This is a genomic window from Streptomyces sp. NPDC014891 (assembly GCF_043081085.1).
Classification (GTDB): Bacteria; Actinomycetota; Actinomycetes; order Streptomycetales; family Streptomycetaceae; genus Streptomyces.
In genome coordinates this window covers 374,641-397,841 of sequence record NZ_JBIBWF010000005.1, presented here as the reverse complement: position 1 = coordinate 397,841, position 23,201 = coordinate 374,641, and the positions used below count along the sequence as shown (strand labels likewise).

General features: G+C 70.0%; 21 protein-coding genes. All 21 read left to right on the top strand.

Annotated features, from left to right (window positions below; genetic code table 11):
• Position 1 precedes the first annotated feature (1 nt).
• The 21 genes from lysA to atpD all read left to right on the top strand — a co-directional run bounded on the left by lysA (position 2) and on the right by atpD (position 23,142).
• The gene (lysA, locus tag ACF09E_RS17090; RefSeq protein ID WP_392205901.1) at positions 2 to 1,393 is read left to right on the top strand and encodes a diaminopimelate decarboxylase; all 1,392 of its coding nucleotides are present in this window, start codon (positions 2 to 4) and stop codon (positions 1,391 to 1,393) included.
• Positions 1,394 to 1,536: 143 nt separating this feature from the next.
• The gene (locus ACF09E_RS17085) at positions 1,537 to 2,829 is read left to right on the top strand and encodes a homoserine dehydrogenase (protein ID WP_361857135.1); all 1,293 of its coding nucleotides are present in this window, start codon (positions 1,537 to 1,539) and stop codon (positions 2,827 to 2,829) included.
• Positions 2,830 to 2,836: 7 nt separating this feature from the next.
• The gene (gene thrC, locus ACF09E_RS17080; RefSeq protein ID WP_361857138.1) at positions 2,837 to 3,907 is read left to right on the top strand and encodes a threonine synthase; all 1,071 of its coding nucleotides are present in this window, start codon (positions 2,837 to 2,839) and stop codon (positions 3,905 to 3,907) included.
• A gap of 310 nt (positions 3,908 to 4,217) precedes the next feature.
• The gene (gene thrB / locus ACF09E_RS17075) at positions 4,218 to 5,135 is read left to right on the top strand and encodes a homoserine kinase (RefSeq protein ID WP_392205900.1); all 918 of its coding nucleotides are present in this window, start codon (positions 4,218 to 4,220) and stop codon (positions 5,133 to 5,135) included.
• Between the two features lie 414 nt (positions 5,136 to 5,549).
• Positions 5,550 to 7,580 carry a transcription termination factor Rho gene (rho, locus tag ACF09E_RS17070; protein WP_392205899.1) on the top strand — a complete coding sequence of 677 codons (2,031 nt, stop codon included), beginning with the start codon at positions 5,550 to 5,552 and terminating at the stop codon, positions 7,578 to 7,580.
• A 226-nt stretch (positions 7,581 to 7,806) separates the two neighbouring features.
• A complete protein-coding gene (locus ACF09E_RS17065) occupies positions 7,807 to 8,904 on the top strand; it encodes an LCP family protein (RefSeq protein WP_388793497.1) in 1,098 nt (365 codons plus the stop codon).
• Positions 8,905 to 9,128: 224 nt separating this feature from the next.
• A complete protein-coding gene (rpmE, locus tag ACF09E_RS17060) occupies positions 9,129 to 9,347 on the top strand; it encodes a 50S ribosomal protein L31 (RefSeq protein WP_030321069.1) in 219 nt (72 codons plus the stop codon).
• A gap of 97 nt (positions 9,348 to 9,444) precedes the next feature.
• Positions 9,445 to 10,521 carry a peptide chain release factor 1 gene (gene prfA / locus ACF09E_RS17055; RefSeq protein WP_361851602.1) on the top strand — a complete coding sequence of 359 codons (1,077 nt, stop codon included), beginning with the start codon at positions 9,445 to 9,447 and terminating at the stop codon, positions 10,519 to 10,521.
• 46 nt (positions 10,522 to 10,567) lie between these two features.
• Positions 10,568 to 11,413, top strand: a complete 846-nt coding sequence (gene prmC, locus ACF09E_RS17050; RefSeq protein WP_015036198.1) for a peptide chain release factor N(5)-glutamine methyltransferase — start codon at positions 10,568 to 10,570, stop codon at positions 11,411 to 11,413.
• A gap of 67 nt (positions 11,414 to 11,480) precedes the next feature.
• The gene (locus ACF09E_RS17045; RefSeq protein ID WP_392205898.1) at positions 11,481 to 12,128 is read left to right on the top strand and encodes an L-threonylcarbamoyladenylate synthase; all 648 of its coding nucleotides are present in this window, start codon (positions 11,481 to 11,483) and stop codon (positions 12,126 to 12,128) included.
• Positions 12,125 to 12,772: a protein-tyrosine-phosphatase gene (locus tag ACF09E_RS17040; RefSeq protein WP_392205897.1), complete on the top strand. Its 648-nt coding sequence runs from the start codon at positions 12,125 to 12,127 to the stop codon at positions 12,770 to 12,772. Before ACF09E_RS17045 ends, ACF09E_RS17040 begins: the two co-directional genes overlap by 4 nt.
• 94 nt (positions 12,773 to 12,866) lie before the next feature.
• On the top strand, positions 12,867 to 14,114 hold the full coding sequence (glyA, locus tag ACF09E_RS17035) for a serine hydroxymethyltransferase (protein ID WP_392205895.1): 1,248 nt from the start codon (positions 12,867 to 12,869) through the stop codon (positions 14,112 to 14,114).
• Positions 14,115 to 14,232: 118 nt separating this feature from the next.
• Positions 14,233 to 15,546, top strand: a complete 1,314-nt coding sequence (locus tag ACF09E_RS17030; RefSeq protein ID WP_361851615.1) for an MraY family glycosyltransferase — start codon at positions 14,233 to 14,235, stop codon at positions 15,544 to 15,546.
• 262 nt (positions 15,547 to 15,808) lie between these two features.
• Positions 15,809 to 16,222 (top strand): hypothetical protein, encoded by a 414-nt coding sequence (locus ACF09E_RS17025; protein WP_055599284.1) that lies wholly within the window; start codon positions 15,809 to 15,811, stop codon positions 16,220 to 16,222.
• A gap of 222 nt (positions 16,223 to 16,444) precedes the next feature.
• The gene (gene atpB / locus ACF09E_RS17020) at positions 16,445 to 17,254 is read left to right on the top strand and encodes a F0F1 ATP synthase subunit A (protein ID WP_355957606.1); all 810 of its coding nucleotides are present in this window, start codon (positions 16,445 to 16,447) and stop codon (positions 17,252 to 17,254) included.
• Between the two features lie 94 nt (positions 17,255 to 17,348).
• Positions 17,349 to 17,615: an ATP synthase F0 subunit C gene (atpE, locus tag ACF09E_RS17015; protein ID WP_055599282.1), complete on the top strand. Its 267-nt coding sequence runs from the start codon at positions 17,349 to 17,351 to the stop codon at positions 17,613 to 17,615.
• 41 nt (positions 17,616 to 17,656) lie between these two features.
• Positions 17,657 to 18,202 carry a F0F1 ATP synthase subunit B gene (locus ACF09E_RS17010; protein ID WP_073808580.1) on the top strand — a complete coding sequence of 182 codons (546 nt, stop codon included), beginning with the start codon at positions 17,657 to 17,659 and terminating at the stop codon, positions 18,200 to 18,202.
• The gene (locus tag ACF09E_RS17005) at positions 18,199 to 19,014 is read left to right on the top strand and encodes a F0F1 ATP synthase subunit delta (RefSeq protein ID WP_388793509.1); all 816 of its coding nucleotides are present in this window, start codon (positions 18,199 to 18,201) and stop codon (positions 19,012 to 19,014) included. Before ACF09E_RS17010 ends, ACF09E_RS17005 begins: the two co-directional genes overlap by 4 nt.
• A 149-nt stretch (positions 19,015 to 19,163) precedes the next feature.
• Positions 19,164 to 20,762, top strand: a complete 1,599-nt coding sequence (gene atpA, locus ACF09E_RS17000; RefSeq protein ID WP_361851627.1) for a F0F1 ATP synthase subunit alpha — start codon at positions 19,164 to 19,166, stop codon at positions 20,760 to 20,762.
• 20 nt (positions 20,763 to 20,782) lie between these two features.
• On the top strand, positions 20,783 to 21,700 hold the full coding sequence (locus ACF09E_RS16995; protein WP_392205894.1) for a F0F1 ATP synthase subunit gamma: 918 nt from the start codon (positions 20,783 to 20,785) through the stop codon (positions 21,698 to 21,700).
• Positions 21,700 to 23,142, top strand: coding sequence for a F0F1 ATP synthase subunit beta (atpD, locus tag ACF09E_RS16990; RefSeq protein WP_361851632.1), 1,443 nt, complete (start codon positions 21,700 to 21,702; stop codon positions 23,140 to 23,142). The genes ACF09E_RS16995 and atpD overlap by 1 nt, the downstream gene beginning before the upstream one ends.
• The last annotated feature ends 59 nt before the right edge of the window (positions 23,143 to 23,201 follow it).

The window sequence follows — 23,201 nt, the reverse complement described above, 5'->3', positions numbered from 1 at the left end:
CATGAGTCGTTCCGCCCACCCCGCAGGCCCTCGCCACGCCGACGTCCTTCCCGAGGGCCACTACACCGCTCCCCCCGCCGACCTCAACGTCCTCGACCCCAAGGTGTGGTCGCGGACCGTGGAGCGTGACGAGCGCGGTGTCGCCACCGTCGGCGGGCTGAGCGTGACCGACCTCGCCGAGGAGTTCGGGACCCCCGCCTACTTCCTCGACGAGGCCGACTTCCGCGGCCGCTGCCGCGCCTGGGCCGAGGCCTTCGGCCCGGACGCCGACGTCTTCTACGCCGGGAAGGCCTTCCTCTCCCGGGCGGTCGTGAAGTGGCTCAAGGAAGAGGGACTGAACCTCGACGTGTGCTCCGGGGGCGAGCTCACCACCGCGCTGTCCGCCGGGATGCCCGCCGAGCGCATCGCCTTCCACGGCAACAACAAGAGCGAGCACGAGATCCGTACGGCCGTCGAGGCCGGCGTGGGGCGGATCGTCCTCGACTCCTTCCAGGAGATCGTGCGCGTCGCGCACGTCGCGCAGTCCCTCGGGCGCCGCCAGCCCGTGCAGATCCGCGTCACCGTCGGCGTCGAGGCCCACACCCACGAGTTCATCGCCACCGCCCACGAGGACCAGAAGTTCGGCATCGCGCTCGCCGGCGGCCAGGCCGCCGAGGCCGTCCGCCGGGCGCTCAAGCTGGACGGCCTGGAGTTCATCGGCATCCACTCGCACATCGGCTCGCAGATCTTCGACATGGCCGGCTTCGAGGTCTCCGCGCGGCGCGTCGTCCAGCTGCTCGCCGAGGTCCGCGACGAGCACGGCGTCGAGCTGCCCGAGATCGACCTCGGCGGCGGCCTCGGCATCGCGTACACCTCCGAGGACGACCCGCGCGAGCCGCACGAGATCGCCAAGGCGCTGAACGAGATCGTGACGCGCGAGTGCGAGGCCGCCGGGCTCCGTACCCCCCGGATCTCCGTCGAGCCCGGGCGCGCCATCGTCGGCCCCACCGCCTTCACCCTGTACGAGGTCGGCACCGTCAAGCCGCTCGAAGGGCTGCGGACGTACGTGAGCGTCGACGGCGGCATGTCCGACAACATCCGCACCGCGCTGTACGACGCCGAGTACACCGTCAACCTCGTGTCGCGGACCAGCGACGCCGCGCCGATGCTCTCCCGGGTCGTCGGCAAGCACTGCGAGAGCGGCGACATCGTCGTACGGGACGCCTTCCTGCCCTCGGACCTGGCGCCCGGCGACCTCATCGCCGTGCCGGCCACCGGCGCCTACTGCCGGTCCATGGCCAGCAACTACAACCACGCGCTCCGGCCGCCCGTCGTCGCCGTCCGCGACGGAGAGGCGCGGGTCATCGTGCGCCGCGAGACGGAGGAAGATCTCCTGCGTCTCGACGTCGGGTGATGAAATAGTCGAGTGATGAAATAGATGTCTCAGGATCCGGACGAGGGGCTGAAACCCCCGTCCGGTGAGTGAGACTGGTTCCACCGTTGAGAACCGCAGAGACTCGAACGTAGAGATACGAAGTAGGACGGGAAAGAGGTCGGATGATGCGTACGCGTCCGCTGAAGGTGGCGCTGCTGGGCTGTGGAGTGGTCGGCTCAGAGGTGGCGCGCATCATGACGACGCACGCCGACGACCTCGCCGCGCGCATCGGCGCCCCGGTCGAGCTCGCCGGCGTGGCGGTCCGCCGCGCGGACAAGGTCCGCGAGGGCATCGCCCCGGAGCTGATCACCACCGACGCCACCGCCCTCGTCAAACGCGGCGACATCGACGTGATCGTCGAGGTCATCGGCGGGGTCGAGCCGGCCCGCACCCTCATCACCACCGCGTTCGAGCACGGCGCCTCGGTCGTCTCGGCGAACAAGGCGCTGCTCGCCCAGGACGGCGCGAGCCTCTACGCCGCCGCCCAGGAGCACGGCCAGGACCTCTACTACGAGGCCGCCGTCGCCGGCGCCATCCCGCTGATCCGCCCGCTGCGCGAGTCCCTCGCCGGCGACAAGATCAACCGCGTGATGGGCATCGTCAACGGCACGACGAACTTCATCCTCGACAAGATGGACACGTCCGGCGCCGGCTACTCCGAGGCGCTCGACGAGGCCACCGCCCTCGGGTACGCCGAGGCCGACCCGACCGCCGACGTCGAGGGCTTCGACGCCGCCGCCAAGGCCGCCATCCTCGCCGGGATCGCCTTCCACACGCGCGTCCGCCTGGACGACGTCTACCGCGAGGGCATGACCGAGGTCACCGCGGCCGACTTCGCCTCCGCCAAGCAGATGGGCTGCACCATCAAGCTGCTCGCCATCTGCGAGCGGGCCGCCGACGGCGAGTCCGTCACCGCCCGCGTGCACCCGGCGATGATCCCGCTCAGCCACCCGCTGGCCTCCGTCCGCGAGGCGTACAACGCGGTCTTCGTGGAGGCGGAGGCCGCCGGGCGGCTCATGTTCTACGGCCCCGGGGCGGGCGGCTCGCCGACCGCCTCCGCCGTACTCGGCGACATCGTCGCCGTCTGCCGCAACCGTCTCAACGAGGCGACGGGCCCCGGCGAGTCCGCGTACACCCAGCTGCCCGTGAGCTCCATGGGCGAGGTCGTCACGCGGTACCACATCAGTCTCGACGTGGCCGACAAGCCGGGCGTGCTCGCCCAGGTCGCGACGGTCTTCGCCGAGCACGGCGTATCCATCGATACGGTGCGCCAGAAGGGCAAGGACGGCGAGGCCTCCCTCGTCGTCGTCACCCACCGCGCGCCCGACGCCGCCCTCTCCGGGACCGTCGAGGCGCTGCGCAAGCTCGACACCGTGCGCGGTGTCGCCAGCATCATGCGTGTTGAAGGGGAGTAAAGGACCCATGACCCACAAGGGCACCCACCAGTGGCGCGGCATCATCGAGGAGTACCGGGACCGCCTTCCGGTCACGGACACGACGCCGGTCGTCACGCTCCGTGAGGGCGGCACGCCGCTCGTACCCGCTCAGGTCCTCTCCGAGCGCACGGGCTGCGAGGTGCACCTCAAGGTCGAGGGCGCCAACCCCACCGGATCCTTCAAGGACCGGGGCATGACCATGGCCATCACCCGGGCCAAGGAGGAGGGCGCGCAGGCCGTCATCTGCGCCTCCACCGGCAACACCTCCGCCTCCGCCGCGGCCTACGCGGTCCGCGCCGGCATGGTGTCGGCCGTCCTCGTGCCGCAGGGCAAGATCGCGCTCGGCAAGATGGGCCAGGCACTCGTGCACGGCGCGAAGATCCTCCAGGTCGACGGCAACTTCGACGACTGCCTCACCCTGGCCCGCAGCCTCTCGGAGAACTACCCGGTGGCGCTGGTCAATTCGGTCAACCCGGTCCGCATCGAGGGCCAGAAGACCGCCGCCTTCGAGATCGTGGACATGCTGGGCGACGCGCCCGACATCCACGTCCTGCCCGTGGGCAACGCCGGCAACATCACGGCGTACTGGAAGGGGTACCGCGAGTACGCCGAGGACGGCCTCGCGACCCACCGCCCGCGCATGTGGGGCTTCCAGGCCTCCGGCTCCGCCCCGCTGGTGCGCGGCGAGGTCGTCAAGGACCCGTCGACGATCGCCACCGCGATCCGCATCGGCAACCCGGCCTCGTGGGACTACGCGCTCGCCGCGCGCGACGAGTCGGGCGGCTTCATCGACGAGGTGACGGACCGTGAGATCCTGCGCGCCTACCGCCTGTTGGCCGCTCAGGAGGGCGTCTTCGTCGAGCCCGCCTCGGCCGCCTCGGTCGCCGGTCTGCTGAAGGCGGCCGAGCAGGGCAAGGTCGACCCCGGGCAGCGGATCGTCTGCACGGTGACCGGAAACGGCCTCAAGGACCCCGACTGGGCCGTCGCCGGCGCGCCCCAGCCGGTCACCGTCCCGGTCGACGCGGCGGCCGCGGCCGAGCGCCTCGGTCTGGCCTGATCCTCACCCCTCCGCGCGGGGAAACGTGCTGATCGAAACCCGATCAGGAACGTACATAGGCGCACAGGTTGGCTCGCGACACGCATCGTGCGCCTCCTGTGCGCCCTATGTCGCGGCAGAACCTTCCTTCGATAGGCTGTACCGAACCCGTCCCGCCGCATATGCGCGGTGTCGTTGCCGTCGTCGCCTCCGTGGCTGAAACGGCCCCCGGGTTCCCGGTACTTCTCGTGAAACACCCGCCGAAACACCTTCTGAAACACCCGCTGTTCCAGAACAACCCGTTGTCGCAATCAAGGAGAGTCATCGAGCGATGGCCGGTCCAGCGTTCCGCGCCGCCGCCGTACGGGTGCGCGTCCCCGCCACCAGCGCCAATCTCGGTCCGGGCTTCGACGCCTTCGGCCTGTCGCTGGGGCTCTACGACGACGTGGTCGTCCGTGTCGCCGACTCCGGGCTGCACGTCGACATCGCGGGCGAGGGCGCCGAGACGCTCCCGCGCGACGAGAGCCACCTCCTCGTACGCTCCCTGCGCACGGCCTTCGACCTGCTCGGCGGACAGCCGCGCGGCCTCGAGGTCGTCTGCGCCAACCGCATCCCGCACGGCCGCGGCCTCGGCTCCTCCTCCGCCGCCATCTGCGCCGGCATCGTCGCCGCCCGCGCGGTGACCATAGGCGGGGACGCCCGGCTCGACGAGGCCGCCCTGCTGGAGCTGGCCACCGAGATCGAGGGCCACCCCGACAACGTCGCCGCCTGCCTCCTCGGCGGATTCACGCTCGCCTGGACCGAGTCCGGTGCCGCGCGGGCCATCAGGATGGATCCCTCGGATTCCATCGTTCCGGTGGTTTTCGTCCCCGGGAAGCCGGTACTGACCGAGACCGCCCGCGGACTCCTGCCGCGCACCGTCCCGCATGTGGACGCCGCCGCCAACGCCGGGCGCGCCGCCCTCCTCGTCGAGGCCCTGACCAGGCGCCCCGAGCTGCTGCTCGCGGCCACCGAGGACCGGCTGCACCAGGACTACCGGGCTCCCGCGATGCCCGACAGCATCGCCCTGGTGAACCGGCTGCGGGCGGACGGCGTCCCCGCGGTCATCTCCGGCGCGGGCCCCACGGTCCTCGCGCTGGCCGAACACGGGACGGCCGACAAGGTCGCCCTCCTGGCGGGCGGGGGCTGGGCCGCGAACCGGCTCGACCTCGACGCCTCCGGAGCGAGCGTCCTTCCGCTGGCGCCCTAGGCGCACGGCGGCCGGACGCCGGGCAGCGTCCGGACAGGAGATTGCCGGTGAGGGAGAGGGGGAATGTTTGTTGGAGCCGGTAGTGTTAACCTCAAGTCAGCACCCGGCGCCTTTGTGGCGCGGTGCTGAGTGTCCCCATCAGGGACCACCGATTCTTCCGGGAGCCTCCCCAACTGCCTGAGCAGCCTGCCTGAGCAGTTTCGAGCACGCTCCGGAACCGGCACGACACCCCTCGCTCTTCAGCAGTGAGGGCCGAGCAGGGGGCGCTCGGGCCGGACCCCAGCACGTTCTCTCTCCGCCGTACCCGGCGGGACCACCGCCCCGGACACGGTCCACCCACACGGGACCGCTGCCGGACAGCACAACCGGTCGCCGAGCCAGATGGCCGACGTCCGCTCCAGGGAAGGACCCTTCGTGAGCGACACCACCGATCTGATGGGCGTGACTGCCGACAGCAGTGTCGACGCCGCCGCGCCCGCCGCAGGTGCTGCCACCGGCGGCACCGCACGGCGCCGCCGCTCCGGCACCGGCCTCGAGGGCATGGTCCTGGCCGAGCTGCAGCAGGTCGCGTCCGGCCTCGGTATCAGGGGCACCGCGCGGATGCGCAAGAGCCAGCTGATCGAGGTCATCAAGGAGGCGCAGGCCGGTGGAGGCTCCGCCGCCCCCGCCAAGGCCGCCGACGCCGCCGAGACCAAGCCCAAGCGCCGCACCACCGCCAAGGCCCGTACGGGTGAGACCGCTGCCGAGGCCGCCGAGCCCAAGGTCGACAAGGCCGAGAAGGCCGTCGCCCAGCAGCAGATCGACATCCCGGGCCAGCCGGCCTCCGACGACCAGCCCGCGGGCGAGCGTCGTCGCCGCCGTGCCACCGCTCCGGCCGGTTCGCCGGAGGGCGACACCAAGGCCGAGGCCGCGCAGGCGGTCAAGACCGAGACTCGTACCGAGGCCAAGGCCGACGCGGGCGCCGACGCCAAGGCCGAGGCCGCCGTCGACGGCGCCGAGGGCCGTGGCCGCCGTGACCGCGGCGAGCGCGGGGAGCGCGGCGACCGCCGTGACCGCCGTGACCGCCAGCGCGACCGCGGCAAGGGCGACGAGCAGCAGGGCGGCGGCCAGGGCGGCCAGCGCCAGCGCCAGGGCGGCCAGGGTCAGCAGTCCCAGGGCCAGCAGGGCGGCCAGCAGGCCGGTCCGCAGGACGACTACGACGACGCTGAGGGCGGTCGCCGGGGTCGCCGCGGCCGCTACCGCGACCGCCGTGGACGCCGTGGCCGTGACGACTTCCAGGCCGGCGAGCCGCAGGTCGCCGACGACGACGTCCTGATCCCCGTCGCGGGCATCCTCGACATCCTCGACAACTACGCGTTCATCCGGACCTCGGGCTACCTGCCCGGTCCGAACGACGTGTACGTCTCCCTCGCCCAGGTCCGCAAGAACGGCCTGCGCAAGGGCGACCACGTCACCGGCGCCGTGCGGCAGCCGAAGGAGGGCGAGCGCCGCGAGAAGTTCAACGCGCTGGTCCGCCTGGACTCGGCGAACGGCATGGCCGCCGACTCCGGCCGCGGCCGTCCCGAGTTCAACAAGCTGACCCCGCTCTACCCGCAGGACCGGCTCCGCCTGGAGACCGACCCGGGCGTGCTGACCACGCGGATCATCGACCTCGTGTCGCCGATCGGCAAGGGCCAGCGCGGTCTGATCGTGGCCCCGCCGAAGACCGGCAAGACCATGATCATGCAGGCGATCGCCAACGCGATCACGCACAACAACCCCGAGTGCCACCTGATGGTCGTCCTGGTCGACGAGCGTCCGGAAGAGGTCACCGACATGCAGCGGTCGGTGAAGGGCGAGGTCATCTCCTCGACCTTCGACCGTCCGGCCGAGGACCACACCACCGTCGCCGAGCTGGCCATCGAGCGCGCCAAGCGCCTCGTGGAGCTGGGTCACGACGTGGTCGTGCTGCTCGACTCGATCACCCGTCTGGGCCGCGCGTACAACCTCGCGGCGCCGGCCTCCGGCCGCATCCTGTCCGGTGGTGTCGACTCGACCGCGCTCTACCCGCCGAAGCGCTTCTTCGGTGCCGCGCGCAACATCGAGGACGGCGGCTCGCTGACCATCCTGGCCACCGCGCTGGTCGACACCGGCTCGCGCATGGACGAGGTGATCTTCGAGGAGTTCAAGGGCACCGGCAACATGGAGCTCAAGCTCGACCGGAAGCTCGCCGACAAGCGCATCTTCCCGGCCGTCGACGTCGACGCCTCGGGCACGCGCAAGGAGGAGATCCTCCTCGGCAGCGACGAGCTCGCGGTCACCTGGAAGCTGCGTCGCGTGCTGCACGCGCTCGACCAGCAGCAGGCGATCGAGCTGCTGCTCGACAAGATGAAGCAGACGAAGTCGAACGGCGAGTTCCTGCTCCAGATCCAGAAGACCACGCCGGGCGGCAAGAACGACGACTGAGGCGCCCGGAGTGTGACCTGCGTCACACTCCGGTCCGCCGACCCGAACGGGGCCTCGGCCTCGTGACCCGGTCGTGACCTGCGTGAACCACTGCGCCCACCGTGCCCCGCACGGTGGGCGCAGTGCTGTCCCGGCCGCGCGCTCATCCAAACCTCACAGGCCCGTATGCAACCCTTTTGGGCGCTTCACCGTCACATGTGGTGAACCTAGGGCCCAAGGGATGGCGATGACCGAGCAGAGCAAGAGCGGGCGAATACCCGGCGCCGGGAACGGCCGCCGCCGCAAGCAGCGCGCCAGGCGCAGCCGCAAGGCGGCCGTGCTGGTCTCCGGCGCCCTCGCCGTCCTCGTGCTCGGTGGGACGGGCCTCGGCTACGTCTACTTCAAGCTCGACGGCAACCTCGAGACCGTCGACATCAACGCCCAGCTGGGCACCGACCGCCCCGACGACGTCGACAACGGCTCCCTGGACATCCTCGTCCTCGGCTCCGACTCCCGCTCCGGAGACAACGGCGCCTACGGCAAGGACGAGGGCGGCGCCCGCTCCGACACCGCGATGGTCGTCCACGTCTACGAGGGCCACAAGAGGGCGAGCGTCGTCTCCGTCCCCCGCGACACCCTCGTCGACCGGCCGAAGTGCACCGACGCCCAGGGCGCCGCCGTCCCCGGCGAGCAGCGCGCCATGTTCAACACGGCGTACGAGGTCGGGGGCCCCGCCTGCGCCGTCAAGACCGTCGAGTCGATGTCCGGCATCCGCATGGACCACTACATCGAGGTCGACTTCACCGGCTTCAAGAAGCTCATCGACAAGCTCGGCGGGGTGGAGATCACCACCACCGCCCCCATCAAGGACGGCAAGAGCCACCTCGACCTCGCGCCCGGCACCCACACCCTCGACGGCGAGCAGTCCCTCGGCCTGGTGCGGACCCGCAAGAGCGTCGGCGACGGCAGCGACCTCGGCCGCATCCAGCTTCAGCAGGCCTTCATGAAGGCCTTCATGAACCAGGTCAAGGACGTCGGCGTCCTCACCAACCCGAAGAAGCTCCTCGACCTGGCCGACGCCGCCACCAAGGCCATCACCCCCGACTCCGAGCTCGACTCGGTCCAGGAGCTGATGGGCTTCGCCAAGGGCCTCTCCGGAATCGGCGCCCAGAACGTGCACATGGTCACGCTGCCCGTCGAGTACGACCCCCGCGACCCCAACCGCGTGGTGCCCCTGGAGGCCCAGTCGCGGCAGGTCTGGACGGCCCTGAAGAAGGACCTTCCGATCCCGGCCTCGGCGACCGAGGACGCCGCCACCGGCCAGGCCGACGGCATCGTGAAGTAGCCGGCAGGCCGCCGCCGGGGGCGGCGCGGAGGGGTCCGCCGACCGCTGCCCGGGGGCGGCGCGGACGGCTCCGCCGACCGCCGCCGGGGGCCCAGGAATACTTTCGCCCTCACCCCGGTTTGGGGAGATGCGGCCGGTCCTGGCAGACTGGTACGTCGGCCCCGGTTCACGCTTGCCGCGACCTGCGGAAGCGACCCGGAGCCCTCCCGAAACTAGGAGACACCTTGAAGCGCGAGATCCACCCCGAGTACGTCGAGACCCAGGTCAGCTGCACCTGTGGCGCGTCGTTCACCACCCGGAGCACCCTGACCGAAGGCACCATCCGTGCCGAGGTCTGCTCCGAGTGCCACCCGTTCTACACGGGCAAGCAGAAGATCCTCGACACCGGCGGCCGCGTCGCCCGCTTCGAGGCCCGCTTCGGCAAGGCCGGCTCCGCCAAGTAGCGAGCCCCTGCGCCGGTCCACGGTCGCCCCGCGCGGGCGGCCGGGACCGGCGCTTTGCCGTCCCCGTAGCAACTGACGAAAAACCCAGGAGCCCCCGATGTTCGAGGCGGTCGAGGAACTGGTCGGCGAGCACGCCGGCCTCGAGACGAAGCTCGCAGACCCTTCGGTCCACGCCGACCAGGCGAACGCGCGCAAGCTGAACAAGCGCTACGCCGAGCTGACCCCGATCGTCGCCGCCTACCGGTCCTGGAAGCAGACCGGTGACGACATCGAGACCGCCCGCGAGCTCGCTCAGGACGACCCGGACTTCGCCGCCGAGGTCAAGCAGCTGGAGAAGGACCGGGAGGAGCTCACCGAGAAGCTCCGCCTGCTCCTCGTCCCGCGCGACCCGAGCGACGACAAGGACGTCATCCTGGAGATCAAGGCGGGCGCGGGCGGCGACGAGTCCGCCCTCTTCGCCGGCGACCTGCTCCGCATGTACCTCCGGTACGCCGAGCGCGTCGGCTGGAAGACCGAGATCATCGACGCCACCGAGTCCGAGCTGGGCGGCTACAAGGACGTCCAGGTCGCCGTGAAGACCAAGGGCGGCAACGGGGCCACCGAGCCCGGCCAGGGCGTCTGGGCGCGCCTGAAGTACGAGGGCGGGGTGCACCGCGTGCAGCGCGTGCCCGCCACCGAGTCCGCCGGCCGCATCCACACCTCCGCCGCCGGCGTGCTCGTCACGCCCGAGGCCGAGGACGTCGAGGTCGAGGTCCACGCCAACGACCTGCGCATCGACGTCTACCGCTCGTCGGGCCCCGGCGGCCAGTCGGTCAACACCACCGACTCCGCCGTCCGCATCACGCACCTGCCGACCGGCATCGTCGCCTCCTGCCAGAACGAGAAGAGCCAGCTCCAGAACAAGGAGCAGGCCATGCGCATCCTGCGCTCCCGGCTCCTCGCCGCCGCCCAGGAGAAGGCCGAGGCCGAGGCCGCCGACGCCCGCCGCAGCCAGGTCCGCACCGTCGACCGGTCCGAGAAGATCCGCACGTACAACTTCCCGGAGAACCGGATCTCGGACCACCGCGTCGGCTTCAAGGCGTACAACCTCGACCAGGTGCTCGACGGCGACCTGGACGCGATGATCCAGGCCTGCGTCGACGCCGACTCGGCCGCCAAGCTCGCCGCGGCGTAAGTGGCGCCCGTTCCGTAAGCCCCACCCCGCACCACGGAGGACCAGCGTGAACCTGCTGCTTGCCGAGGTGGCCCAGGCCACCCAGCGGCTGGCCGACGCCGGCGTTCCCTCACCGCGTTTCGACGCGGAGGAGCTCGCCGCGTTCGTGCACGGCGTCAAGCGGGGGGAGCTCCACAACGTCAAGGACGCGGACTTCGACGCCCGCTACTGGGAGACGGTCGCCCGCCGCGAGGCCCGCGAACCCCTCCAGCACATCACCGGGCGGGCCTTCTTCCGGTACCTGGAGCTCCAGGTCGGGCCGGGCGTCTTCGTGCCCCGCCCGGAGACCGAGTCGGTCGTCGGCTGGGCCATAGACGCCGTCCGCGCGATGGACGTCGTCGAGCCGCTCATCGTCGACCTCTGCACCGGCTCCGGCGCCATCGCCCTCGCGATGGCCCAGGAGGTGCCGCGCTCGCGCGTGCACGCCGTCGAGCTCTCCGACGACGCCCTCGTGTGGACGCGGAAGAACGCCGAGGGCTCCCGGGTCACCGTCCACCAGGGCGACGCGCTCAGCGCGCTCCCCGAGCTGGACGGACAGGTCGACCTGGTCATCTCGAACCCGCCGTACATCCCGCTCACCGAGTGGGAGTACGTGGCGCCCGAGGCCCGCGACCACGACCCGGAGATGGCCCTCTTCTCCGGCGAGGACGGCCTCGACACCATCCGCGGCATCGAGCGCACCGCGCACCGGCTGCTCCGTCCCGGCGGCCTCGTCGTCATCGAGCACGCGGACACCCAGGGCGGGCAGGTGCCCTGGATCTTCAACGAGGAGGCCGGCTGGGCGGACGCCGCCGACCACCCGGACCTGAACAACCGGCCGCGCTTCGCGACCGCCCGCAAGGCCATGCCATGAGCCGCACGACCGGCGCCACCGCCACGACTGCCCTGACGAACCACGCGTACGAGGAGGCCGGGAACTGATGGCACGGCGATACGACTGCAACGAGGCGACCGACCGCGTGACCGGTCTGCGCGAGGCCGCGTCCGCCGTCCGCCGCGGCGAGCTCGTCGTGCTGCCCACCGACACCGTGTACGGGATCGGGGCGGACGCCTTCAGCAGCGAGGCCGTGGCTGACCTGCTCTCCGCCAAGGGCCGGGGCCGCACCATGCCCACGCCCGTGCTCATCGGCTCTCCGAACACCCTCCACGGTCTGGTCACCGACTTCTCCGAGCAGGCCTGGGAACTCGTCGACGCCTTCTGGCCCGGCGCCCTCACCCTCGTCGCCCGGCACCAGCCGTCCCTGCAGTGGGACCTCGGCGACACCCGGGGCACCGTCGCCATCCGCATGCCGCTGCACCCGGTCGCCATCGAGCTGCTCACCGAGGTCGGCCCGATGGCCGTCTCCTCGGCGAACCTCACCGGCCACCCGTCCCCCGAGGACTGCGACGCGGCCCAGCAGATGCTCGGCGACTCCGTCTCCGTCTACCTGGACGGCGGACCGACGCCCGGCATCGTGCCGTCCTCCATCGTCGACGTCACGGGCAGGGTCCCGGTGCTGCTGCGCGAGGGCGCGCTCTCGCCGGAGGACCTCCGGAAGGTCGTACCCGACCTCGAGGTGGCGAATTGACCGCCCCTGAGGGGCGTGGCATAGCGGGGTTCGACGACAGCAGCACCTTCCGCATCCTCCACGTCAGCACCGGCAACGTCTGCCGCTCGCCGATCACCGAGCGGCTGACCCGCCATGCCCTGAGCGACCGCCTCGGCGATCCCCTGGGCGGCGGCCTGATCGTGGAGAGCGCGGGCACGTGGGGCCACGAGGGCGCCCCGATGGAGACGAACGCGGAACTGGTCCTCGCCGACTTCGGCGCGGACTACAGCGGCTTCGTCGGCCGCGAACTCCTCGACGAGCACGTCATCCGCGCCGACCTGGTCCTCACCGCGACCCGCGACCACCGCGCGCAGGTCATCTCGATGGGCCACTCGGCGGGACTGCGCACCTTCACCCTGAAGGAGTTCACCCGGCTGGTCCGGGCGATCGACCCGGCGACGCTCCCGGACGCCCGCGACGAGGGCATGGTGGAACGCGCGCGTGCCCTGGTCCGCGCCGCGGCGGCGCTACGCGGGTGGCTCCTCGCCCCCTCGGTGGACGCCGACGAGGTCAACGACCCGTACGGCGCCCCGATCACCTTCTTCCGCTCGATCGGCGACGAGATCAACCAGGCGCTGGACCCGGTGGTCACGGCGCTGACGGGCGTACGGGCGCGCGACTGACGACGGGCGGGCGGCAGGGGTTTCCGCTCACCGGGCGCGTGGGGGCCGTCCTGCCTACATTGGTGCTGACATCCCTCCACGCCCGGAGTCAGCCATGCCGGTCACCGCTCCCCCCGAAGAGGCTCTCGACGTCCTGCGCCGGCAGGATCCGGAGGTCGCCGACGTACTGCTCGGCGAGGCGCGGAGGCAGGCCGACAGTCTGCAGCTGATCGCCGCCGAGAACTTCACCTCGCCCGCCGTCCTCGCCACCCTCGGCTCGCCGCTCGCCAACAAGTACGCCGAGGGGTACCCCGGCGCCCGTCACCACGGCGGCTGCGCGTATGCCGACGCCGCCGAGCGGATCGCCGTGGAACGGGCCACCGCGCTGTTCGGAGCCGAGCACGCGAACGTCCAGGCGCATTCGGGCTCCGCGGCCGTCCTGGCGGCGTACGCGGCCCTTCTCAGGCCCGGTGACACGGTCCTCGCCATGGGCCTGGGGCACGGCGGGCACCTCACCCACGGTTCGCCCGCGAACTTCTCCGGCCGCTGGTTCGACTTCGTCCCGTACGGGGTCGACGCCGAGACCGGGCTCGTCGACTACGAGCAGGTCGCCGCGCTCGCCCGCCACCACCGCCCCAAGGCGATCGTGTGCGGCTCCATCTCGTACCCCCGGCACCTCGACTACGCCCTCTTCCGCGAGATCGCCGACGAGGTCGGCGCCTACCTCATCGCCGACGCCGCCCACCCCATCGGCCTGGTCGCCGGGGGAGCGGCGCCCAGCCCCGTCCCGTACGCCGACGTCGTCTGCGCGACCACCCACAAGGTGCTCCGCGGTCCGCGCGGCGGGATGGTCCTCTGCGGCGAGGAGCTGGCGGAGCGGATCGACCGGGCCGTCTTCCCGTTCACCCAGGGCGGGGCCCAGATGCACACCATCGCGGCGAAGGCCGTGGCCTTCGGGGAGGCGTCCACCCCGGCCTTCACCGCCTACGCCCACCAGGTGGTCGAGCACGCGCGCGTGCTCGCGGCCGCGCTCGCCGCGGAGGGCTTCGCCCTGACGACCGGCGGCACCGACACCCATCTCATCACCGCCGATCCCGCACCCCTCGGCGTCGACGGCCGCACCGCCCGCGCCCGGCTCGCCGCCGCCGGCATGGTCCTCGACACCTGCGCCCTGCCGCACGGGGAGGGGCGGGGGATCCGGCTCGGCACCGCGGCCGTCACCACGCAGGGGATGGGCGCACCGGAGATGGCGCGGATCGCGGCGCTGTTCACCGCGGCGCTGCGGGACGATCCCGAGGAGACGGCCCGGGTACGCGCCGAGGTACGGGCGCTGACCGGCAGGTTTCCCCCGTATGGCGGCTGAGGAGCGGCCCGGGAAAGTCGCTGTGCAACCGTTCGGGCCCCCCGGGTGTCTCCAAGCACATGGACGGCACGGCTAGGGTGTGGGGCTGAGATGGCCAGCGAAACCTGTGGGGCAGCCCGTGCGTGATTACCTGCTGACGCTCTGTGTCACGGCCGCGGTGACCTATCTGCTCACCGGTCCGGTGCGGAAGTTCGCCATCGCGACCGGGGCGATGCCGGAGATCCGTGCCCGAGACGTACACCGAGAACCGACTCCGCGGCTCGGTGGCATCGCCATGTTCTTCGGGCTCTGCGCGGGACTCCTCGTCGCCGACCACCTGCAGAACCTGAACAGCGTCTTCGAGCTCTCCAACGAGCCGCGCGCGCTGCTCTCCGGTGCCGCCCTGATCTGGCTGATCGGCGTCCTGGACGACAAGTTCGAGCTGGACGCCCTGATCAAGCTGGGCGCGCAGATGATCTCGGCGGGCGTCATGGTGGCGCAGGGTCTGACGATCCTGTGGCTGCCGATCCCGGGCGTCGGCGTCGTCTCGCTGACCCCGTGGCAGGGCACGCTCCTGACCGTCGCCCTGGTCGTCCTCACCATCAACGCGGTCAACTTCGTGGACGGCCTGGACGGTCTCGCGGCCGGCATGGTCTGCATCGCCGCCGCCGCCTTCTTCCTGTACGCGTACCGCCTCTGGTACGGCTACACGATCGAGGCCGCCGCCCCCGCGACGCTCTTCACCGTCATCCTCATGGGCATGTGCCTGGGCTTCCTGCCGCACAACATGCACCCCGCGCGGATCTTCATGGGCGACTCCGGCTCGATGCTGATCGGTCTGATCCTGGCCGCGTCGGCGATCTCGATCACCGGTCAGGTCGACCCGGACGCGCTCAAGATCTTCGAGGGCTCGACCCGCCAGGCCACGCACGCCGCCCTGCCGGTCTTCATCCCGCTGGTGCTGCCGCTGACGATCATCGCGATCCCCATGGCGGACCTGGTCCTCGCGATCGTGCGCCGTACGTGGAAGGGCCAGTCGCCGTTCGCGGCGGACCGCGGACACCTGCACCACCGGCTCCTGGAGATCGGGCACTCGCACAGCCGCGCGGTCCTGATCATGTACTTCTGGTCCGCGCTCATCGCCTTCGGGACGCTGGCGTACTCGGTCCACTCGGCGTCGATGTGGATCGTCCTCTGCGTCGTCGCGCTCAGCGCGATCGGCCTGGTGCTGCTCCTGCTGCCGCGCTTCACCCCCCGCGCGCCCCGCTGGGCCGAGTCGGTCGTACCGCCCCGCTACCGCCGCCGCAAGCGGGTTCCCGTCGTGGAGGCCCCTCCGGCGCCGGCCCGGGTGGAGGAGGAGCGGATTCCGGTGCCCGCGGGGATCAACGGGTCCACCGCCATCGGCAACCGCGGGCGCTTCACCGACAGGCGTAAGGCCGGAACGCCGAGTTGACGAAAGCCGCATTCGCGGCCAATAGCAGACAACGCGTCGTGGTGTCGCGCACACACGCGCATGGTCACTCTCATGTGTGACTGTTGGCACACCTTATGGGTAAAGACCTATTCAAATAGTTTGTGATACGGTTCACGAGACCCGGCGACAGTGCCGAAAGACCGTAGTGCGACGGTCTGTTGGCCCCGAGACCCACCTCGGACCGGGCTTACGCTCGTCCTTGACGACACCATCGCCCCCTTCAGCAAGCGGAGACACCGCCATGCCGTCCAACGACGCACGCATCCTTTTGCACACCGTCATCCCCACCGCTGCCGTCGGCGCGATCGCCACGGTCGTCAGCGCTGTGGTCGCCGGTGGCAAGGGCGCGCTCGGCGCCGTCGTCGGCACCCTGGTCGTGCTCCTCTTCATGGGGATCGGGCAGGTCGTCCTGCAGCGGACGGCGAAGTCGCTGCCGCATCTGTTCCAGGCCATGGGGCTCATGCTCTACACGGCCCAGTTGCTGCTGCTCTTCATCTTCCTGGCGCTGCTCAAGGACACCACGCTGTTCAACTTCAAGGCCTTCGCCTTCACGCTGCTCGCGGCGACCGTGGTGTGGGTCGCCGCACAGGCGCGTGCCTACATGAAGGCCAAGATCACGTACATCGACCCCGGAAACACGGGGTCGAAGTCGTGAAGGGTAGGGCCGGGATAAAGCCGCGTTCGGCTTCCTGCTATCGTCCGGTGCCAACTGCGGCACTGCGGGCGCGGGCATCCGAGACGCCTGTCCCAGCGCGAGGCTCGATGCCTGACCGCCGCCCCCTAATCCGTAAGACCAGTCCAGTGCCGACCCGCGGCTGCGCGCCGCGCCGACACAACGAGGTTGCCGTACCTATGCGCCACGCTGAAGGAGCCCGCGGTGAGTGCTGACCAGACGCTTGCCTTCGACCCGGATTGCCACATCTTCAGTGGATGTGGCTTCCCGGCGCCGGGCCTGCACACGTTCATGTACGAGCCCATCGCGACGGTGGGAGGCATCGAGTTCACCAAGCCGATGCTGCTCGCCCTCCTGGGCTCCATCGTGGTCGTCGGGTTCTTCTGGGCCGCGTTCCGCAAGCCCAAGCTGGTCCCCGGCAAGCTGCAGATGGTTGGCGAGGCCGGCTACGACTTCGTGCGCCGCGGCATCGTCTACGAGATCATCGGCAAGAAGGACGGCGAGAAGTACGTCCCCTTCATGGTGTCGCTGTTCTTCTTCGTCTGGATCATGAACCTCTGGTCGATCATTCCGCTCGCCCAGTTCCCGGTCACCTCGCTGATCGCCTTCCCGGCCGGTCTCGCGCTGATCGTCTACGTCATGTGGATCTCGCTGACGTTCAAGAAGCACGGCTTCGTCGGCGGCTGGAAGAACATCGTCGGCTACGACAAGTCGCTCGGCGCGATCCTTCCGATGGTCGTCGTCCTCGAGTTCTTCTCGAACCTGCTGATCCGCCCCTTCACGCACGCGGTGCGACTGTTCGCGAACATGTTCGCCGGTCACCTGCTGATCGTGATGTTCTCGCTGGCCACCTGGTACCTCATGAACGGCCTGGGCTTCGTCTACGCCGGCGCCTCGTTCGTGATGGTCCTCGTGATGACCGCCTTCGAGCTCTTCATCCAGGCCGTCCAGGCGTACGTCTTCGTCCTCCTGGCCTGCAGCTACATCCAGGGCGCGCTCTCCGAGCACCACTGAGCCGATCCGTCCCGGATCGTGGCTTCACCCCCAATCCAACAGTCGTCCGGTGGCCAACCCCCACCGGGTCATTGAAAGAGAAGGAAGTAACGGCATGTCCGCTGCTCTCGAACTGGTCAACCTCGCCGCCCCCGGCGACTCCGCCAAGACCACCCTCGTCGGCAACGTCGCGTCCATCGGCTACGGCCTCGCCGCGATCGGCCCCGGCGTCGGCGTCGGCATCATCTTCGGTAACGGTACGCAGGCGCTCGCCCGCCAGCCCGAGGCCGCCGGTCTCATCCGTACCAACCAGATCATGGGCTTCGCCTTCTGTGAGGCGCTCGCCCTCATCGGCATCGTCATGGGCTTCGTCTACCAGTAAGCCGGACCGACTGCCCGATTCTTTTTACGGAAGGCACTGATGTGAACGCTCTGCTTCTTGCGGCGGCGGAGGAGCCCCAGCCTCCTCTGATCCCGCATCTCGACGAGCTCGTCATCGGCCTGATCGCCTTCGTCATCGTCTTCGGCTTCCTCGCCAAGAAGCTCCTCCCGAACATCAACAAGGTTCTGGAGCAGCGCCGCGAGGCCATCGAGGGCGGCATCGAGAAGGCCGAGTCGGCCCAGATCGAGGCTCAGAGTGTGCTGGAGCAGTACAAGGCCCAGCTCGCCGAGGCCCGCCACGAGGCCGCGCGTCTCCGCCAGGAGGCGACGGAGCAGGGCACCGCGATCATCCAGGAGATGAAGGCGGAAGGCCAGCGCCAGCGCGAGGAGATCATCGCGGCCGGCCACACGCAGATCGAGGCCGACCGCAAGGCCGCCTCCGCTTCGCTGCGACAGGACGTGGGCAAGCTCGCCACCGACCTGGCGGGCAAGCTGGTCGGCGAGTCCCTCGAGGACACCGCCCGCCAGAGCCGGACGATCGACCGCTTCCTCGACGAGCTCGAGGAGAAGGCGGAGGCCGTCCGATGAACGGAGCGAGCCGTGAGGCACTGGCCGCCGGCCGTGAGTCCCTCGACGCGCTGACCGACAACACGTCGGTCGACGCGACGAAGCTCGCGGACGAGCTGGCCGCAGTCACCACGCTGCTCGACCGCGAGGTGTCGCTGCGTCGGGTCCTGACCGACCCCGCGCAGTCGGGTGAGGCCAAGGCCGAGCTCGCGCAGCGACTCCTGAACGGTCAGGTGGGCGGCGAGACCGTCGACCTGGTGTCCGGCATGGTGCGTTCCCGCTGGTCGCGTTCGCGTGACCTGGTCGACGCGGCCGAGGAGCTGGCGAACACCGCCGACCTCACCGCGGCGCAGAAGGCGGGCGCCCTCGACGGTGTCGAGGACGAGCTGTTCCGCTTCGGCCGGATCGTGTCCTCCAGCCCCGAGCTCCGCTCGGCGCTGACGGACAAGGCCGCCACGGCCACCGCCAAGGGCCAGCTGCTCCGCAGCCTGCTCGGAGGCAAGGCCAACGTCGCCACCGAGCGTCTGGTCGTCCGTCTGGTGACCCAGCCCCGGGGACGTAGCCTGGAAGCGGGACTCGAGTCCCTCTCCAAGCTCGCCGCGGCGCGCCGGGACCGGATGGTCGCCGTCGTCACCTCGGCGGTGCCGCTGTCGGACCAGCAGAAGCAGCGCCTCGGAGCCGTACTCGCCAAGCTGTACGGCCGCGAGATGCACCTGAACCTGGACGTGGACCCCTCGGTCCTCGGCGGGATCACGGTGCAGGTCGGCGACGAGGTCATCAACGGCTCGATCGCGGAGCGCCTCGACGAGGCGACCCGTCGACTGGCCGGCTGACGACCGTCACCAGCAGCACAAGGCATCACAGCTACACAGCTAGACCAGCGGCCCGGTTGGGCCGTGCAGAGATTGCAGAAGATTCCTGGGGGTCGGCCCCCAGACCCCCTAAGAAACTTCGGGCCCAACAAGGAGAGCAGGGAACCCAGATGGCGGAGCTCACGATCCGGCCGGAGGAGATCCGGGACGCACTGGAGAACTTCGTCCAGTCGTACCAGCCGGACGCGGCCTCGCGCGAGGAGGTCGGCACGGTCAGCCTGGCCGGTGACGGTATCGCGAAGGTCGAGGGTCTTCCCTCGGCCATGGCGAACGAGCTGCTGAAGTTCGAGGACGGGACCCTCGGTCTCGCGCTGAACCTCGAAGAGCGCGAGATCGGTGCGATCGTCCTCGGCGAGTTCAGCGGCATCGAGGAGGGGCAGTCGGTGCAGCGCACCGGCGAGGTCCTCTCCGTCGGCGTCGGTGAGGGATACCTGGGTCGCGTCGTCGACCCGCTCGGCAACCCGATCGACGGTCTCGGCGAGATCGCGACCGAGGGCCGCCGCGCCCTCGAGCTGCAGGCCCCGGGCGTTATGGCCCGTAAGTCGGTGCACGAGCCGATGGAGACCGGCTACAAGGCCGTCGACGCCATGACGCCGGTCGGCCGTGGTCAGCGTCAGCTGATCATCGGTGACCGTCAGACCGGCAAGACCGCTCTGTGTGTCGACACGATCATCAACCAGCGCGACAACTGGCGCTCGGGCGACGTGAACAAGCAGGTCCGCTGCATCTACGTCGCCGTCGGCCAGAAGGGCTCGACCATCGCGTCCGTGCGCGGCGCCCTGGAAGAGGCCGGTGCGCTCGAGTACACGACGATCGTCGCCGCCCCGGCGTCCGACCCGGCCGGCTTCAAGTACCTGGCGCCGTACACCGGCTCCGCCATCGGCCAGCACTGGATGTACCAGGGCAAGCACGTCCTGATCGTCTTCGACGACCTGTCGAAGCAGGCCGACGCCTACCGCGCCGTGTCGCTGCTGCTGCGCCGCCCGCCGGGCCGTGAGGCCTACCCGGGTGACGTCTTCTACCTGCACTCGCGTCTCCTCGAGCGCTGCGCGAAGCTTTCGGACGAGCTCGGTGCCGGTTCGATGACCGGTCTTCCGATCGTCGAGACCAAGGCGAACGACGTGTCGGCGTTCATCCCGACCAACGTCATCTCCATCACCGACGGCCAGTGCTTCCTGGAGTCCGACCTGTTCAACGCCGGCCAGCGTCCGGCCCTGAACGTCGGTATCTCGGTCTCGCGTGTCGGTGGCTCCGCCCAGCACAAGGCGATGAAGCAGATCTCCGGTCGCCTCCGCGTGGACCTGGCCCAGTTCCGTGAGCTGGAGGCGTTCGCCGCCTTCGGTTCGGACCTGGACGCCGCGTCCAAGGCGCAGCTGGAGCGTGGACAGCGCATGGTCGAGCTGCTCAAGCAGGCTCAGTACCAGCCGATGCCCACCGAGAACCAGGTCGTCTCCGTCTGGGCCGGCACCACCGGCAAGATGGACGACGTCCCGGTCGTCGACATCCGTCGCTTCGAGGCCGAGCTCCTGGCGTACCTGCGCCAGAGCCACTCCGGTCTCATGACCTCCATCCGTGAGGGCGGCAAGATGTCCGACGACACCCTGCAGGCCGTGGGCGACGCCATCGCGGAGTTCAAGAAGCAGTTCGAGACCTCTGACGGCAAGCTGCTGGGCGAGGACGCTCCTGCCGCCGTCAACGTCTCGAAGTGACGACGGAAGGGACCTGACTCATGGGAGCGCAGCTCCGGGTCTACAAGCGTCGCATCAAATCCGTCACCGCGACGAAGAAGATCACCAAGGCGATGGAGATGATCGCCGCCTCGCGTGTCGTCAAGGCGCAGCGCAAGGTGCAGGCGTCGACTCCGTACGCGACCGAGCTGACGCGCGCGGTCACGGCGGTGGCCACGGGTGCGAACGACAAGCACCCGCTGACCACCGAGGCGGAGAACCCGATCCGCGCCGCGGTCCTGCTCCTCTCGAGCGACCGCGGTCTGGCCGGTGCCTTCAACTCCAACGCCATCAAGGCGGCGGAGAAGCTGACGGCGAAGCTGGAGGCCGAGGGCCGCGAGGTCACCATCTACGTGGTGGGCCGTCGTGGCATCGCGCACTACAACTTCCGTGAGCGGAAGCTGGCCGGCTCGTGGACCGGGTTCACGGACCAGCCGTCGTACGGCGACGCCAAGACGATCGCGGCTCCGCTGATCGAGGCGATCGAGAAGGACACGGCGGAGGGTGGTGTGGACGAGCTCCACATCGTCTACACCGAGTTCGTCTCGATGATGACGCAGACGGCGGTCGAGGCCCGGCTGCTGCCCCTCAGCCTCGACGAGGTGGCGAAGGAGGCGGGCGACAAGGACACCCTTCGTCCGCTGTACGACTTCGAGCCGTCGGCGGAGGACGTCCTCGACGCCCTGCTGCCCCGGTACGTCGAGAGCCGGATCTACAACGCGCTGCTGCAGTCGGCTGCTTCCAAGCACGCCGCCACGCGACGCGCGATGAAGTCGGCGACCGACAACGCGGGAGACTTGATCAACAACCTCTCCCGACTTGCCAACGCGGCCCGCCAGGCCGAAATCACCCAGGAAATCAGCGAGATCGTCGGTGGCACCGCAGCCCTGGCCGACGCGACCGCGGGGAGTGACAAGTAATGACGACCACTGTTGAGACGGCCGCCGCCACGGGCCGCGTCGCCCGGGTCATCGGCCCGGTCGTCGACGTGGAGTTCCCCGTCGACGCGATGCCGGAGATCTACAACGCGCTGAACGTCGAGGTTCCGGACCCGGCCGTCGAGGGCGGGACCAAGACCCTGACCCTCGAGGTCGCCCAGCACCTCGGTGACGGCGTCGTCCGCACCATCTCGATGCAGCCCACCGACGGTCTGGTCCGCCAGGCCCCCGTGGTCGACACCGGCGACGGCATCACGGTGCCCGTCGGCGACGTCACCAAGGGCCGCGTGTTCAACACGCTGGGTCAGGTGCTGAACGCGGACGAGTCCACCGTGGCCGACGCGCCGCGCTGGACCATCCACCGCAAGGCCCCCGCCTTCGACCAGCTCGAGTCCAAGACCGAGATGTTCGAGACCGGCCTGAAGGTCGTCGACCTTCTCACCCCGTACGTCAAGGGTGGAAAGATCGGTCTGTTCGGTGGTGCCGGTGTCGGCAAGACCGTTCTGATCCAGGAGATGATCGTCCGTGTGGCCAAGCTGCACGACGGTGTGTCGGTCTTCGCGGGCGTCGGTGAGCGCACCCGTGAGGGCAACGACCTCATGGTGGAGATGGAGGAGGCCGGCGTTCTGGACAAGACCGCCCTGGTCTTCGGCCAGATGGACGAGCCCCCGGGCACCCGTCTCCGCGTGGCCCTCGCCGGTCTGACCATGGCGGAGTACTTCCGCGATGTGCAGAAGCAGGACGTGCTGTTCTTCATCGACAACATCTTCCGCTTCACGCAGGCCGGTTCCGAGGTGTCGACCCTGCTCGGCCGCATGCCCTCCGCGGTGGGTTACCAGCCGAACCTGGCCGACGAGATGGGTCTCCTCCAGGAGCGCATCACCTCGACCCGTGGTCACTCGATCACCTCCATGCAGGCGATCTACGTCCCCGCCGACGACCTCACCGACCCGGCGCCGGCGACCACCTTCGCCCACCTCGACGCGACGACGGTTCTCTCCCGTCCGATCTCCGAGAAGGGCATCTACCCGGCCGTGGACCCGCTGGACTCCACGTCCCGGATCCTGGACCCGCGCTACATCGCGCAGGACCACTACGACGCCGCCACGCGCGTCAAGGGAATCCTGCAGAAGTACAAGGACCTCCAGGACATCATCGCGATCCTCGGTATCGACGAGCTGAGCGAGGAGGACAAGCTCGTTGTCCACCGCGCCCGCCGTGTCGAGCGCTTCCTGTCCCAGAACACCCACGCGGCGAAGCAGTTCACCGGTGTGGACGGTTCGGACGTTCCGCTCGACGAGTCGATCGCCGCGTTCAACGCGATCTGCGACGGTGAGTACGACCACTTCCCCGAGCAGGCGTTCTTCATGTGCGGTGGCCTCGAGGACCTCAAGGCCAACGCCAAGGAGCTCGGCGTCTCCTGAGCCCCGTGCTCTCCCGAGGGGGGCGGGATTCCGGTCCCGCCCCCCTCACCACGCCCCTT

Bases quoted from the DNA above. Each gene is read 5' to 3' on its own strand.
- lysA (WP_392205901.1), top strand. From the start codon at position 2: ATGAGTCGTTCCGCCCACCCCGCAGGCCCTCGCCACGCCGACGTCCTT.
- ACF09E_RS17085 (WP_361857135.1), top strand. From the start codon at position 1,537: ATGATGCGTACGCGTCCGCTGAAGGTGGCGCTGCTGGGCTGTGGAGTG.
- thrC (WP_361857138.1), top strand. From the start codon at position 2,837: ATGACCCACAAGGGCACCCACCAGTGGCGCGGCATCATCGAGGAGTAC.
- thrB (WP_392205900.1), top strand. From the start codon at position 4,218: ATGGCCGGTCCAGCGTTCCGCGCCGCCGCCGTACGGGTGCGCGTCCCC.
- ACF09E_RS17065 (WP_388793497.1), top strand. From the start codon at position 7,807: ATGACCGAGCAGAGCAAGAGCGGGCGAATACCCGGCGCCGGGAACGGC.
- prfA (WP_361851602.1), top strand. From the start codon at position 9,445: ATGTTCGAGGCGGTCGAGGAACTGGTCGGCGAGCACGCCGGCCTCGAG.
- ACF09E_RS17045 (WP_392205898.1), top strand. From the start codon at position 11,481: ATGGCACGGCGATACGACTGCAACGAGGCGACCGACCGCGTGACCGGT.
- glyA (WP_392205895.1), top strand. From the start codon at position 12,867: ATGCCGGTCACCGCTCCCCCCGAAGAGGCTCTCGACGTCCTGCGCCGG.
- ACF09E_RS17025 (WP_055599284.1), top strand. From the start codon at position 15,809: ATGCCGTCCAACGACGCACGCATCCTTTTGCACACCGTCATCCCCACC.
- atpE (WP_055599282.1), top strand. From the start codon at position 17,349: ATGTCCGCTGCTCTCGAACTGGTCAACCTCGCCGCCCCCGGCGACTCC.
- ACF09E_RS17005 (WP_388793509.1), top strand. From the start codon at position 18,199: ATGAACGGAGCGAGCCGTGAGGCACTGGCCGCCGGCCGTGAGTCCCTC.
- atpA (WP_361851627.1), top strand. From the start codon at position 19,164: ATGGCGGAGCTCACGATCCGGCCGGAGGAGATCCGGGACGCACTGGAG.
- ACF09E_RS16995 (WP_392205894.1), top strand. From the start codon at position 20,783: ATGGGAGCGCAGCTCCGGGTCTACAAGCGTCGCATCAAATCCGTCACC.
- atpD (WP_361851632.1), top strand. From the start codon at position 21,700: ATGACGACCACTGTTGAGACGGCCGCCGCCACGGGCCGCGTCGCCCGG.